This is a genomic window from Burkholderia sp. BCC1988 (genome assembly GCF_905339895.1).
Taxonomy (GTDB): Bacteria; Pseudomonadota; Gammaproteobacteria; order Burkholderiales; family Burkholderiaceae; genus Burkholderia.
In genome coordinates this window covers 1-13,912 of sequence record NZ_CAJPHA010000039.1, presented here as the reverse complement: position 1 = coordinate 13,912, position 13,912 = coordinate 1, and the positions used below count along the sequence as shown (strand labels likewise).

Annotated in this window: 10 protein-coding genes, 1 pseudogene and 1 riboswitch; of the genes and pseudogenes, 8 read left to right on the top strand and 3 right to left on the bottom strand. The window is 67.6% G+C overall.

Going from position 1 to position 13,912, the window contains the following annotated elements:
- The first annotated feature begins 8 nt into the window (after positions 1-8).
- From U4012_RS34345 to lipA, 6 genes and pseudogenes are all read left to right on the top strand, one after another.
- On the top strand, positions 9-932 hold the full coding sequence (locus U4012_RS34345) for a LysR family transcriptional regulator (RefSeq protein WP_059534474.1): 924 nt from the start codon (positions 9-11) through the stop codon (positions 930-932).
- A 192-nt stretch (positions 933-1,124) separates the two neighbouring features.
- Positions 1,125-1,211, top strand: a riboswitch (glycine riboswitch).
- 121 nt (positions 1,212-1,332) lie between these two features.
- Positions 1,333-1,815, top strand: coding sequence for a glycine cleavage system protein GcvH (gcvH, locus tag U4012_RS34340; RefSeq protein ID WP_321804205.1), 483 nt, complete (start codon positions 1,333-1,335; stop codon positions 1,813-1,815).
- Positions 1,816-1,826: 11 nt separating this feature from the next.
- Positions 1,827-4,691: an aminomethyl-transferring glycine dehydrogenase gene (gene gcvP, locus U4012_RS34335; RefSeq protein WP_321804203.1), complete on the top strand. Its 2,865-nt coding sequence runs from the start codon at positions 1,827-1,829 to the stop codon at positions 4,689-4,691.
- A gap of 93 nt (positions 4,692-4,784) precedes the next feature.
- A pseudogene (glyA, locus tag U4012_RS34330) lies at positions 4,785-6,040 on the top strand (serine hydroxymethyltransferase).
- A 162-nt stretch (positions 6,041-6,202) separates the two neighbouring features.
- A complete protein-coding gene (gene gcvT, locus U4012_RS34325; RefSeq protein ID WP_321804201.1) occupies positions 6,203-7,321 on the top strand; it encodes a glycine cleavage system aminomethyltransferase GcvT in 1,119 nt (372 codons plus the stop codon).
- A gap of 3 nt (positions 7,322-7,324) precedes the next feature.
- Entirely contained in the window at positions 7,325-8,299 is a 975-nt protein-coding gene (gene lipA, locus U4012_RS34320) for a lipoyl synthase (RefSeq protein WP_415750427.1), read from the top strand.
- A gap of 88 nt (positions 8,300-8,387) precedes the next feature.
- Here the strand turns inward: lipA and U4012_RS34315 are convergent, their stop codons facing one another.
- From U4012_RS34315 to U4012_RS34305, 3 genes are read right to left on the bottom strand one after another with little or no spacing between them, the layout of a single operon-like run.
- Entirely contained in the window at positions 8,388-9,578 is a 1,191-nt protein-coding gene (locus tag U4012_RS34315; RefSeq protein WP_124523171.1) for an acetyl-CoA C-acetyltransferase, read from the bottom strand.
- A gap of 18 nt (positions 9,579-9,596) precedes the next feature.
- Positions 9,597-10,364, bottom strand: a complete 768-nt coding sequence (locus U4012_RS34310) for a 3-hydroxyacyl-CoA dehydrogenase (RefSeq protein WP_124894117.1) — start codon at positions 10,362-10,364, stop codon at positions 9,597-9,599.
- A 27-nt stretch (positions 10,365-10,391) separates the two neighbouring features.
- On the bottom strand, positions 10,392-12,068 hold the full coding sequence (locus tag U4012_RS34305) for an acyl-CoA synthetase (protein ID WP_321804199.1): 1,677 nt from the start codon (positions 12,066-12,068) through the stop codon (positions 10,392-10,394).
- A 136-nt stretch (positions 12,069-12,204) separates the two neighbouring features.
- Between U4012_RS34305 and U4012_RS34300 the strand changes: the two genes are divergently transcribed.
- Positions 12,205-13,209 carry an AraC family transcriptional regulator gene (locus tag U4012_RS34300; RefSeq protein WP_321804197.1) on the top strand — a complete coding sequence of 335 codons (1,005 nt, stop codon included), beginning with the start codon at positions 12,205-12,207 and terminating at the stop codon, positions 13,207-13,209.
- A gap of 230 nt (positions 13,210-13,439) precedes the next feature.
- Positions 13,440-13,811, top strand: a complete 372-nt coding sequence (locus tag U4012_RS34295; RefSeq protein ID WP_321804195.1) for a nuclear transport factor 2 family protein — start codon at positions 13,440-13,442, stop codon at positions 13,809-13,811.
- The last annotated feature ends 101 nt before the right edge of the window (positions 13,812-13,912 follow it).

Below are 13,912 nucleotides of genomic sequence, written 5' to 3'. Positions count from 1 at the left end.
AACGGAACGTGAAACAGCTGCAGGACATCGACCTGAAACTGCTCAGGATTTTCATGACCATCGTGAAATGCGGCGGTTTCTCCGCCGCGCAGGCCGCGCTGAACGTGAGCCAGTCGACCATCAGCGAGCAGATGACGAGCCTCGAAACGCGCCTCGGCGTCAAATTGTGCGAACGCGGCCGCAGCGGCTTTCGTCTGACGGAACACGGCGTCGCAACCTACGAATCCGCGCAGCGCCTCGCGCTCGCGGTGGAAGCGTTCTGCATGGACACACATGCGCTCAAGCAGCGCATCTCGGGCCGGCTTCATCTCGGCATCATCGACAACACGGTCACCGACACCGACAGCATCCTGCCGCTCGCGCTGCGCCGGTTCGTCTCGCGCGGTCACGACGTCCAGCTCGACATCTACATCGGCACGCCGGCCGAGCTCGAGGAGCGCGTGCTCGACGGGCGGCTGCACCTCGCGATCGGCCATTTCCCGCTCACCGTCGCCGGCCTGTCCTACACGCAGCTGTACGAGGAGCCCGACGGCCTCTACTGCAGCCGCTACCATCCGCTGTTCTCGACCGACGCCACCGGCGACGCGCTGATCGAGCGCGTCCGGCAAAGCCAGGTGGTCGCGCGCGCGTTCCTGCAGCAGCGCGACCTGCAATTGCTCGAGAGCGGCAGCGCGGCCGCGACCGTCGACAATGTCGAGGCACAGGCGATCCTGATCCTGACGGGCGCTTACATCGGCTTTCTGCCGCGGCACTACGCGAGACAGTGGGTCGACGCCGGCCAGATGCGCCAGCTCGCCGCGGAACAGCTCACGTCCGCGTGGCCGTTCTCGTCGATCACGCGCCGCGGCGCCGCGCAGCCGACCGTGCTTCGCGCGTTCCTCGACGACCTGATGGCCCAGTCGGGCAACCGCCCCCCGCCGGCGGACAGATAGTCGATATCGGATATTCATTTCGGTCTCCACCGAAGTATCGACCGGCCGCGATCGCGGCGCGGCCTTGCTCCGCCATGCCGCGCGCCGTTTTCGGCGCGCCTGCGCCGTGCCGCGGCATCTGCCTCGCCGCATGGGCGGTCGAACGAGGTGTTGACACCGCCGCGGGCGTGCGACTAGATTGTCGCCAGCTATCGGGATGTGTCAGGAGAGACCGCCGTCCGGCGGCGCCGAAGGGGAATCGCCCCAGAAACTCTCAGGCAAAAGGACTGACGCATCGATTAGCGCTCTGGAGAGTAGGCCTCTGGTCGTCGACCAAGCCTCGCCGAAGGAGAAGCGCCCCGCCGGGGCGCGCAATCTCTCAGGCAAACGGACAGAGGGGGCATCAGGCACGCAGCCTGGAATGCCCCGGTCTCGTCCGGATGCCGACTCGTCGATCATCCTCCCGCCCGTGCACTTCCGGCTTGCGTGTGCCGCATCACTCAACGCAACCCTGTCAGGAAGAGAGCATATGAGCGAGGTCCGATACACCGAATCCCATGAATGGCTGCGCGTCGAAGACGACGGCAGCGCCACCGTCGGCATTACCGACCACGCGCAATCGCAGCTGGGCGATCTGGTTTATGTCGCACTGCCAAACGAAGGCGACGCCTTTGCCCAGTACGACGAGGCCGCCACCGTCGAATCGGTCAAGGCCGCCGGCGAGGTCAAGATGCCGGTGTCCGGCACCGTGCTGGAAGCGAACGCCGCCCTGGGCGACACGCCGAGCCTCGTCAACGATTCGGCGGAATGCGACGGCTGGTTCTTCAGGATGCGCATCGACAGCCCGGAGCAGCTGACCGGGTTGATGGACGCCGCCGCGTATCGCGCCTATATCGGCGAATGATGGAGACGGCCATGAACGCATTCGATTCCGTCGCGCAGCGCGAGTCGTTCGTCCGCCGCCACATCGGCCCCGATGCCGACGAACAGGCCGCGATGCTGGCCGTGCTCGGCGTGGACTCCGTCGACGAGCTGGTGAAGCAGGTCGTCCCCGCGGCGATCCGCAGCGATGCGCCGCTCGCCCTGCCTCCCGGCTGCACCGAAGCCGATGCGCTGGACCGGCTGGCTGCACTGGCAGGCCGCAACCAGGTGTTCCGCTCGTTCATCGGCATGGGATACCACGACACCCACACGCCGCCGGTCATTCAGCGCAACGTGCTGGAAAACCCGGCCTGGTACACGGCCTACACGCCGTACCAGCCGGAAATCTCGCAAGGCCGCCTGGAGGCGCTGCTCAACTTCCAGACCATGATCGCCGACCTGACCGGCCTCGAGATCGCCAACGCGTCGATGCTCGACGAAGGCACCGCGGCCGCCGAGGCGATGACGTTCTGCCGGCGCCTCGCCCGGTCGGACAGCCGGATCTTCTTCGTCGCACATGATTGCCATCCGCAGACGATCGAGATCGTTCGCACGCGCGCGGAGCCGCTCGGCATCGAGATCGTCGTCGGAGATCCGCGCCGCGATCTGTCCGCCACCGGCTGTTTCGCCGCGCTGCTGCAATATCCGGGCACCTTCGGCGACATCCACGATTACCGCGACGTGGTCGGCACCCTGCATGCGAACGGCGCGCTGGCCGTGGTCGCCGCCGACCTGCTCGCGCTGACCCTGCTCGCGCCGCCGGGCGAATTCGGCGCCGACGTGGCGGTCGGCACCACGCAGCGCTTCGGCGTGCCGCTGGGTTACGGCGGCCCGCACGCCGGTTATTTCGCGACGCGCGACACGTTCAAGCGCACGATGCCGGGACGACTGGTCGGCATGTCGATCGACGCGCACGGCCGCCCGGCGCTGCGCCTCGCGATGCAGACGCGCGAACAGCACATCCGGCGCGAGAAGGCCACCAGCAACATCTGCACCGCGCAAGTACTGCTCGCCAATATCGCCGGCTTCTACGCGGCCTATCACGGCCCGCACGGACTGACCGCGATCGCGCGCCGCATCCACCGCCTCACCGCGATCCTGGCCGCGGGCCTGCGCCGGCTCGGCCATGCCGTGCCAACCGAATACTGCTTCGACACCATCGCCGTCGACAGCGGCATTCGCACCGATGCCGTGCACGCGGCGGCACGGGCCCGCCGGGTCAACCTGCGCGCCATCGACGCGCGCCGGATCGGCATCTCGCTCGACGAGACGACCACGTCCGACGATATCGTCATGCTCTGGTCGATCTTCTCCGAAGGGCGCGCCGTTCCCGACTTCGCGGCCGTCGACGCCGCCACCGCCGATGCGTTGCCTGCCCCGCTGCTGCGCCGGAGCGCCTTCCTCGCGCACCCGGCGTTCAACAGCCACCATTCGGAAACGCAAATGCTGCGCTACCTGCGCCGGCTCGCCGACCAGGATCTCGCGCTCGACCGCACGATGATTCCGCTCGGCAGCTGCACGATGAAGCTGAACGCCACCGTGGAAATGATGCCGATCACGTGGCCGGCGTTCGCCCGGCTGCATCCGTTCGCACCGGCCGAACAGGCCGACGGCTATCGCGTGCTGGCGCGGGAACTCGAGGCGATGCTGTGCACGATCACCGGATACGACGCGGTGTCGCTGCAGCCGAATGCGGGCTCGCAAGGCGAATACGCGGGCCTGCTCGCGATCCGCGCGTATCACGCGAGCCGCGGCGAGGCACAGCGCGACATCTGCCTGATTCCGTCGTCGGCGCACGGCACGAACCCGGCATCCGCACAGATGGCCGGCATGCAGGTCGTCGTCGTCGATTGCGACGACGACGGCAACGTCGACATCGAGGACCTCGCCGCCAAGGCCGCCCGGTACGACAGCCGGCTGGCCGCGATCATGATCACCTATCCGTCGACCCACGGCGTGTTCGAGGCCCGCGTACGCGACGCCTGCGACATCGTCCATGCGCACGGCGGCCAGGTCTACATCGACGGCGCCAACATGAACGCGCTGGTCGGCCTCGCCCAGCCGGGCGCGTTCGGCGGCGACGTGTCCCACCTGAACCTGCACAAGACCTTCTGCATCCCGCACGGCGGCGGCGGCCCCGGCGTCGGCCCGATCGGCGTCAAGGCGCATCTCGCGCCGTTCCTGCCCGGGCATCGGGAAGGCAGCGTGCCGGGGATCGGTGCGGTGTCCGCGGCGCCGCTCGGCAGCGCGAGCATCCTGCCGATCACGTGGACCTACATCACGTTGATGGGGTCGCGCGGGTTGCAGCGTGCAACCGAGGTGGCGATCCTCAACGCCAACTACATCGCCGCGCGCCTCTCGCCACACTACCCGATTCTCTATACGGGGCCGAACGGCCGCGTCGCGCACGAATGCATCATCGACCTGCGGCCGTTGAAGGACAGCAGCGGCATCAGCGTCGACGACGTCGCCAAGCGCCTGATCGATTTCGGCTTCCACGCGCCGACGATGAGCTTCCCGGTCGCCGGCACGCTGATGATCGAGCCGACCGAATCGGAATCGAAGGCCGAACTCGACCGGTTCATCGACGCGATGATCGCGATCCGCGCCGAAATCGCAGCCGTGGAAGCGGGCACGCTGGATGCCGAAGACAATCCGCTCAAGCACGCGCCGCACACGGCGGCCGAACTCGTGGGCGACTGGCCTCACGCGTATTCGCGCGAACAGGCCGTCTATCCGCTCGGCGTCGCGGCGACGGCAGGCGGCAAGTACTGGCCGCCGGTTTCGCGGGTCGACAACGTCTACGGCGACCGCAACCTCGTGTGTTCGTGTCCGCCGATGGAAGCGTATCGATCGTGATGCGCCGGCCGACCCACTCGTAACGACACTCAACCCTGCTTGAGCGGCCGCGCACCCGACGTGCGCGCCGCACCGATACCAGGAGAAGGAAAAATGTTCAGCAAAGACATGCGGATCGAAGGCTTCGATGACGAACTGTGGACGGCGATGGAACGCGAGCGCATTCGCCAGGAAGACCATATCGAGCTCATCGCTTCGGAAAACTACACGAGCCCGCGCGTGCTGCAGGCGCAAGGCTCGGTGCTGACCAACAAGTATGCCGAGGGCTATCCGGGCAAGCGCTACTACGGCGGCTGTGAATTCGTCGACGTTGTCGAACAGCTGGCGATCGATCGCGCAAAGGCGCTGTTCGGTGCCGACTACGCGAACGTGCAGCCTCATTCCGGCAGCCAGGCCAATGCCGCCGTCTACATGGCACTGCTCGAGCCGCACGACACGATACTCGGCATGAGCCTCGCGCACGGCGGTCACCTGACGCATGGCGCGCATGTGAATTTCTCGGGCAAGCTCTACCGTGCGGTGCAGTACGGCCTGAACGCGAAAACCGGCGAGATCGATTACGACCAGTCGAGGCGCTGGCGACCGCGCACCGGCCGAAACTGATCACGGCCGGCTTCTCCGCCTATTCCCGCGTGGTGGACTGGGCACGCTTCCGGCAGATCGCCGACGCCATCGGCGCATACCTGTTCGTCGACATGGCTCACGTCGCGGGCCTGGTGGCGGCCGGCGCGTACCCGAATCCGCTGCCGCACGCGGACGTCGTCACCACGACGACCCACAAGACGTTGCGCGGCCCGCGCGGGGGCCTGATTCTCGCCCGGACGAACCCGGAGATCGAGAAGAAGCTCAATTCCGTCGTGTTCCCCGGCATCCAGGGCGGCCCGCTGATGCATGTCATCGCCGCCAAGGCCGTTGCGTTCAAGGAAGCGCTGTCGCCCGGGTTCCGGATCCATCAGCAGCAGGTGGTCGCGAACGCCCGGGCCATGGCCGATACGTTCGTCACACGCGGCTTCGACATCGTCTCCGGCGGAACGGACAATCACCTGTTCCTCGTCAGCCTTATCCGCCAGGGGCTGACCGGCAAGGCGGCCGATGCGGCGCTGGGCCGCGCGCACATCACCGTGAACAAGAACGCGGTGCCCGACGACCCGCAGAGCCCGTTCGTCACCAGCGGCATTCGCATCGGCACGCCTGCCGTGACGAGCCGCGGTTTCAGGGAAGCGGAAGCGCGCGCGGTGGCCGGCTGGATCTGCGACATCCTGGCCGATATCGAGAACCCGTCGGTCATCGACCGCGTTCGGCGACACGTCGCCGAACTGTGCGGCGCATTCCCGGTATACGGCAAGTAACGGCCGCTCGGGCCATTGCCCGACCGTTCTTCGGGAGCGACTTCGACGTCGCTCCGGAGAACGGGACACGCCTCCGGATACGGGATCGTTCCAGTCGTTCATTCCGTACTCCGAAGCTGTGCCGCGCGCGATCTCCTAAAATCCTGTTGATCCGGAACAACGATGACGAACCCACTTTCCCGTACTCCACTTCACGACCTTCACGTCGAGCTCGGCGCGAAGATGGTTCCGTTCGCCGGGTACGAAATGCCCGTCCAGTACCCGCTCGGCATCCTCAAAGAGCATCTTCACACGCGCGAGCAGGCCGGGCTGTTCGATGTCTCGCACATGGGACAGGTGCTGCTGTCGGGCCCGGATGCCGCCGCCGCGCTCGAAACGCTGGTGCCGGTCGACGTGATCGACCTCCCGCTGGGCATGCAGCGCTACGCGTTGTTCACGAACGAGCAAGGCGGCATTCTCGACGACCTGATGATCACCCGCCTCGGCGACGCCGAGCTGATCGCGGTCGTCAACGCCGCGTGCAAGGACCGCGACCTCCGCCATCTGAGGGAACGGATCGGCCACCGCTGTAACGTCGTCGAGCTGGCCGACCGCGCGCTGCTCGCCCTGCAAGGGCCGGCCGCCGCGTCGATTCTGGCGCGCCTGGCGCCCCGCCTGGCCGAACTGGTCTTCATGCAAAGCACGCGTGTCGAGCTGGCCGGCGCGGCGTGCATGGTCAGCCGCTCCGGCTACACCGGCGAGGACGGCTACGAGATCTCCGTGCCGGCCGATCGGGCGGAAGCGCTCGCACGCCTGCTGCTGGCCGACCCTGCCGTCGAGCCGATCGGTCTCGGCGCGCGCGATTCGCTGCGTCTCGAAGCCGGCCTGTGCCTGTACGGCCACGACATCGACACCGGCACCACGCCGATCGAAGGCGGGCTGCTGTGGGCCCTCTCGAAAGTGCGACGCCCTGGCGGTGCACGCGCCGGCGGCTATCCCGGCGCGGATGTCGTCGCGCGGCAGATCGCCGAGGGCGTGAAAAGAAGACGCGTCGGCTTCGTCGTGAAAGACAGGGTGCCGGTGCGCGAGGGCGCCGACATCGTCGACGCCGACGGGCGCTCGATCGGCACGGTGACGAGCGGCGGCTTCGGTCCGACGTACGGCGGCCCGGTGGCCATCGGCCATGTCGCGGCCGAATTCGCGACACCGGGCACGGCACTGCATGCGATCGTCCGCGGCAAACCGGTTCCGATGGAAGTCGCGAGAACCCCGTTCGTCGCGCAACGCTACTACCGCGGGTAAGCCATGGCGAACACGAATACCCGCAACACGCCGATGGCCGCCGGAACCCGGCTCTCCGCCGCCGAAAAAATGGCACGCATCCCCGTGAGGATCGTCGCGACCGAACCGGCCGACATGCCGCGCAAGCCTGAATGGATTCGTGCCGCCTTTCCCGGCTCGCGCGAGGTGATGGCGCTCAAGAAAATCCTGCGCGAGCAGAAGCTGCATACGGTATGCGAGGAAGCCGGTTGCCCGAATCTCGGCGAGTGCTTCGCTCACGGCACGGCGACCTTCATGATCATGGGCGACATCTGTACACGGCGTTGTCCGTTCTGCGATGTCGGACACGGCCGCCCGCTTCCGCTCGATCCGGACGAGCCGGCACGACTCGCCGAAACAATCGCCGCGATGAGGCTCAAGTACGTGGTGATCACGTCGGTCGATCGCGACGACCTGCGCGACGGCGGCGCCGCACACTTCGCGGCCTGCATCGGCGCCGCACGCGGGATCGACCCGGCACTCCGGATCGAGGCGCTGACGCCGGATTTTCGCGGCAGGCACGAGGTCGCGCTGAACCTGCTCGCGGCATCCCCGCCGGACGTGTTCAACCATAATCTGGAAACCGTGCCGCGCTTGTATCGCGAGGCGCGGCCGGGCGCCGACTACCGGCACTCGCTGGGCCTGCTGCAGGCATTCAGGTCCGCGGCGCCGAACGTGCCGACCAAATCGGGCCTGATGCTGGGCCTCGGCGAAGAGATCGACGAGGTCGAACAGGTGATGCGCGACTTGCGCGCGCATGGTGTCGACATGCTGACCCTCGGCCAGTATCTGCAGCCGACCCGCCACCACCTGCCGGTGAAGCGCTTCGTTCCACCCGCGGAATTCGCGCAGTTGCGGCAGCGCGCGCTTGCGCTCGGGTTCAGCCAGGTCGCATCGGGGCCGATGGTGCGCTCGTCCTATCACGCCGACCTGCAGGCGAAAGGCGAAACGGTCGAATGACGGCAGGTTCGGCGAAGCGCGCGTGACGCGCTTCGCCGATGCGGCGGTATGGCCCCGAACCAGACCGCCTGCGTCCTCCCGGCGCGCGTTACGCGACGCGCTCGATCGCGATCGCCGTCGCCTCGCCGCCGCCGATGCACAGCGACGCGACGCCGCGCTTGAGCCCATACGCTTCGAGCGCGGCCAGCAGCGTCACCATCACGCGTGCGCCCGATGCGCCGATCGGATGGCCGAGCGCGCACGCGCCGCCGTGCACGTTCACCTTGTCGTGCGACAGGTCGAGATCGCGCATCGCGGCCATCGCAACCACCGCGAACGCTTCGTTGATCTCGAACAGGTCGACGTCGCGCAGGTTCCAGCCGGTTTTCTCCGACAGCTTGCGGATCGCGCCGATCGGCGCCGTCGCGAACAGGCCCGGCTTGTTCGCGTAGGTCGAATGCCCGACGATCACCGCCTTCGGCGCGAGGCCGAGCCGGTCTGCTTCCGAGCGGCGCATCATCACGAGCGCGGCCGCACCGTCGGAAATCGACGACGAATTGGCGGCCGTCACCGTGCCGCCTTCGCGGAACGCCGGCTTGAGCGTCGGAATCTTGTCGAGCTTCGCTTTGCCCGGCTGCTCGTCGATCGACACGACGGCTTCCGTCTTGCCGGCCTTCACCGTCACCGGCGCGATCTCCGACACGAAGCGCCCTTCCGCGATCGCGCGTTGCGCGCGCGTCAGCGACGCGATCGCGAACGCGTCCTGCTCCTCGCGCGTGAACTGGTAAGCCTGCGCGCAATCCTCCGCGAACGTGCCCATCAGCCGGCCCTTGTCGTACGCATCCTCGAGCCCGTCGAGGAACATGTGGTCGAGCACCTGGCCGTGCCCCATGCGCATTCCCGCGCGCGCCTTCGGCAGCAGGTACGGCGCATTCGTCATGCTCTCCATCCCGCCCGCGACCGCCACGTCCGCCGATCCGGCCAGCAGCAGGTCGTGCGCGAACATCGCGGCCTTCATCCCGGAGCCGCACATCTTGTTGACCGTGGTCGCGCCCGTACCCAGCGGCAAGCCGGCCTTCAGCGCGGCCTGCCGCGCCGGCGCCTGACCCTGGCCGGCCGGCAGCACGCAGCCGAACACGATTTCATCGATGCGCTCCGCGGGCACGTTCGCGCGCTCGAGCGCCGCGCGGATCGCCACCGCGCCGAGCTCGCTCGCGCTGGCCGCGGCCAGGTCGCCCTGAAAACCACCCATCGGCGTGCGTGCCGCGCCGACGATTACGATCGGATCCTGTGTCGTCATGATTGCATTCCTCCAGTGTCAGCGCGGTGCCATGCGCAGCGCGCCATCGAGACGGATGACTTCGCCGTTCAGCATCGTATTCTCGGCGACGTGGCGCACCAGCGCCGCGAATTCGTCGGGGCGGCCGAGCCGCGGCGGGAAGGGCACGCTCTTGCCGAGCGCGTCCTGCACGTCCTGCGGCATGCCGGCCATCATCGGCGTCGCGAAGATGCCCGGCGCGATCGTCACCACGCGAATGCCGAACCGCGCGAGTTCGCGCGCGATCGGCAGCGTCATGCCCACCACGCCGCTCTTCGATGCCGCATACGCGGCCTGCCCGATCTGTCCGTCGAACGCCGCGACCGACGCGGTGTTGACGATCACGCCACGCTCGCCTTCCGCGTCGGCGTCCTGTTTCGACATCGCATCCGCCGCCAGCCGGATCATATTGAACGTGCCGACCAGGTTGATCGATACCGCACGCGCGAAGCGATCGAGCGAATGCGGGCCTTCGCGGCCGACCACCTTCTCGCCGGGTGCGACGCCCGCGCAATTCACGAGCGCATCGATGCGGCCGAACGCGGCGCGCGCGGCGGCAACGGCGGCCTGCCCGTCGGCTTCGCTCGTCACGTCGGTCTTCACGAAGCGTGCGGATGTGCCGAGTTCGTGCGCGAGGCTCGCGCCGGCGTCTTCGTTGACGTCCAGCAGCACGGCGTTGCCGCCTTCGGCGACCACCATGCGCGCCACCGCGGCACCGAGGCCCGAACCGGCGCCCGTAATCAGAAAAACGCGATCCTTGATGTTCATTCGCAGTCCGTAGTCAGTATTCGATAGTCAGGATTGAGCGACCCTCTCGGCTTCCATCTTGCGCAGCACGAAGCGCTGGATCTTGCCGCTCGGGGTTTTCGGCAGCGCGTCGACGAACTCGATCGCGCGCGGATAGGCGTGGGCCGACAGCCGTCGCTTCACGTGCTGGCTGAGTTCGTCGGCCAGCGCCGGCGTGCCGTCGAAGCCCTTCGACAGCACGACGAACGCCTTGACGATCTCCGTGCGCTCCGGGTCCGGCACGCCGATCACCGCGGCCTCGCTGACGGCCGGATGCTCGATCAACGCGCTTTCCACGTCGAACGGTCCGATCCGGTAGCCGGACGACGTGATCACGTCGTCCGCGCGGCCGATGAAGCTCACGGTGCCGTCCGGCTCGAGCTCGACGTTGTCGCCGGTCCGGTAGTAGCCGCCCGCGATCGCCGGCGTGTCCTGCTGCCAGTAGCCGGAGAACCACAGCAGCGGCGAGCGCGCGATGTCGATCGCGAGGTTGCCGGGCTCGCCGGGGCCGAGTTCGCGACCGGTGTCGTCGAGCACCGCGACGCGATAGCCGGGCATCGCGAGGCCGGCCGAACCGGCATGGACGACGTGCGCGAGCCCGTGATGATTGTTCACGACCATGCCGAGCTCGGTCTGGCCGTAGTGATCGTAGATCGGCGCACCGAGCGCCGCGTGGAACCACCGCACGACTTCCGGATTCAGCGGTTCGCCCGCGCTGCTGACGACCCGCAGCTGCCCTTTCAGGCGCGATGCCGCTTCCGTGCCGGCCGCCATCAGCATCCGGTACGCGGTCGGCGAACCGGCGAGGCTCGTGATGCCGAGCCGTTCGATCACGTCGTAGGTGCTGTCGACCGTGAAGCCGCCCTCGTACAGCGTCGTGGCGTGGCCGAGCAGCAGCGGGCCCGTGATCGCGTAGTAGAGGCCGTATGCCCAGCCCGGATCGGCGATGTTCCAGAAACGATCGCCGGCGCGCAGGTCCACCGCGTCGCGCATGTATGCGCCGAACGCGAGCAGCGCGCGCAGCGGCACCGGCACCCCCTTCGGCAGGCCCGTCGTACCCGATGTCGACATCATCATGAACAGGTCGGTGCCCTTGCGCGGCACCGGTTCGAATAGCGCGGACTGCGCGTCGAGCGCCGCACGGAAATCGATGTCGCGCGCCGGCAGCGCGTCGCCCGCCTCGCGCACCGTCGCGACCCGCGGGCAATCCACGATCTCGTCGAGCTTCGCGCGATTCGCGATGTTGGTGACGACCAGACGCGCATCGCTCATGCGCAGCCGGTGCTCGATCGCCTTCGGTCCGAACGCGGTGAAGAGCGGCTGATAGACGGCGCCTGCGCGCCACGTGCCGAGAATCGTCGCGACGAGTTCCGGCGTGCGCGGCAACAGGCCGGCGACCACGTCGCCCGGCTTCACGCCCTCCTCGACCAGCAGGTTCGCGACCCGCGCCGACAGCGCCTGCATCTGCGCGAACGTGAAGCTGCGGTGCCGGCCGCCGCCGACGTCGATCCAGTCGAGCGCGATCGCATCCGGATCCGCCGCCGCATGCCGGTCGCAGCATTCGACGCAGGCGTTCAGGCCCTGCTCCAGGTCGCCGTGCAGATGTGCGGCGGCGGTCTCGATACGGAAGCCGGCCACGGCGTCGGCGTAGGCCGGCACCACCCGGGCGGTTGCTCCATCACGCATGCGTGTCTCCTGTTCGTTATGACCGCCGGCGAACCGGGGGTATATCGATGATGGTAGACAGCCGTCACATTGCAATCAATGACAAACAGAATCTAGAATCGTGATCGCTTTTGCCATGTCTGGAGGACTTGAAAAAATGGGGCCGCAGATGATCTCGCCGGGTTTCGTCGAGGATGCGCTCGAGAGCCTGCGCCGGCGGCAGATGCCGACCGAGGCCGTGCTGCGTGCCGCCGGCCTGCCGGCCGCCGTGCGCGAGCCCGTCACACCGCAGCAATACGGCCGGTTGTGGCTGGCGATCGCCAGCGCGATCGATGACGAATTCTTCGGGCTCGCGGCCCGCCCGATGCGGCGCGGCAGCTTCACGCTGCTGTGCCATGCCGTGCTGCACGCGGGCACGCTCGAGAAGGCGCTGCGGCGTGCGCTGCAGTTCCTGCGTGTCGTGCTCGACGAACCGCACGGCGAGCTCGTGGTCGCCGACGGCCAGGCGCAGATCGTCCTCACGCAGGCAGGCGCACCGTATTCGGCGTTCGCTTACCGGACGTTCTGGCTGATCCTGCTCGGCGTCGCCTGTTGGCTGATCGGCCGGCGCATTCCGCTGCAGCGCATCGATTTCGCGTGCCCGAGCCCCGACCAGCGCGGTGACTACCACCAGTTCTTCGGTGTGCCCGTGCATTTCGACCGCCCCGACAGCCGGCTCGCGTTCAACGCCGCGTACCTCGCGCTGCCGACGATCCGCTCCGGGCAGGCGCTGAAGACCTTCCTGCGCGGCGCGCCCGGCAACCTGCTCGTGCGCTATCGGCACGACACCGGCTGGGTGGCGAAGACGCGCGCACGCCTGAAGGCGCTGCCGGCCAGCGAGTGGCCGGACTTCGACACACTGGCCGTGCGCCTCGGCACGACGCCCGCGACGCTGCGGCGACGCTTGCGCAGCGAGGGGCAAAGCTTCGCGTCGATCAAGGACGAACTGCGCGGCGCGCTGGCCCAGTCGCTGCTGCGCGGACACACGCTCAGCGTCGCGGAAATCGCGGCGGAACTCGGTTTTACCGAGCCCAGCGCGTTTCATCGTGCGTTCCGGAAATGGACGGGGACGAGCCCGGGGGCGTTTCGGCGGGAGGTCAATGGGGCGCAGGCGAAGCATTGAATTGGGGCGCAGGCGCCACGCTCGATGCGAGCGCGCTGACGGGTAAGGCCGACGTGCAAGGTATGGAAGAACCGTGTTCCTCTGCTTGAGGAGGCGATTGTTGCTCGTTCGACGGCCATGCAGTCGATTGGGCTGCGAACCCGCAACCACCGTACTGTTTGTCGGCACCGCGGCACGCCCGCCGACCATGCTTGGAATCCTGATCCTTCGAGCTGATGCGAGGCCCCGATATGGATACCGTTCGTGCAGTCATCGAACCCTATGAAACCGCACTTCGAGCGGCAATGCTCGCCAACGACGTCGACGCACTGGACACGTTGCTGGATGACGAGCTGGTCTTCACCGTTCGGAGTGGACAGGTCATCTCGAAGCACGACGATCTGACCGCCCATCGCGCGAAACTGCTGCGTCTCGACACACTCGATATTCGGGAAACGCAGGCAAAAGCGATCGGCGAGATGATCCTCACCACGACGAAGGCCATGCTTGCCGGTTGTTTCGACGGCACCGCATTCAACGGCACGTTCGCCTACACGCGCCTGTGGCGCCGATCGGGCAGCGGCTGGCGTGTCGTCGCAGGACATGGATCGCAGATCGGTTGAACTGCGACATGCCTGCAAATCGACAAACTGCAGGACTCCGGGATTGCGATCTGATCGTTCGGCCGTCCTGACATTCACTGAGATCGCGCATTCCTGCGCTG

Bases quoted from the DNA above. Each gene is read 5' to 3' on its own strand.
- gcvH (WP_321804205.1), top strand. From the start codon at position 1,333: ATGCCCCGGTCTCGTCCGGATGCCGACTCGTCGATCATCCTCCCGCCC.
- gcvP (WP_321804203.1), top strand. From the start codon at position 1,827: ATGAACGCATTCGATTCCGTCGCGCAGCGCGAGTCGTTCGTCCGCCGC.
- gcvT (WP_321804201.1), top strand. From the start codon at position 6,203: ATGACGAACCCACTTTCCCGTACTCCACTTCACGACCTTCACGTCGAG.
- lipA (WP_415750427.1), top strand. From the start codon at position 7,325: ATGGCGAACACGAATACCCGCAACACGCCGATGGCCGCCGGAACCCGG.
- U4012_RS34315 (WP_124523171.1), bottom strand. From the start codon at position 9,578: ATGACGACACAGGATCCGATCGTAATCGTCGGCGCGGCACGCACGCCG.
- U4012_RS34310 (WP_124894117.1), bottom strand. From the start codon at position 10,364: ATGAACATCAAGGATCGCGTTTTTCTGATTACGGGCGCCGGTTCGGGC.
- U4012_RS34305 (WP_321804199.1), bottom strand. From the start codon at position 12,068: ATGCGTGATGGAGCAACCGCCCGGGTGGTGCCGGCCTACGCCGACGCC.
- U4012_RS34300 (WP_321804197.1), top strand. From the start codon at position 12,205: ATGGGGCCGCAGATGATCTCGCCGGGTTTCGTCGAGGATGCGCTCGAG.
- U4012_RS34295 (WP_321804195.1), top strand. From the start codon at position 13,440: ATGGATACCGTTCGTGCAGTCATCGAACCCTATGAAACCGCACTTCGA.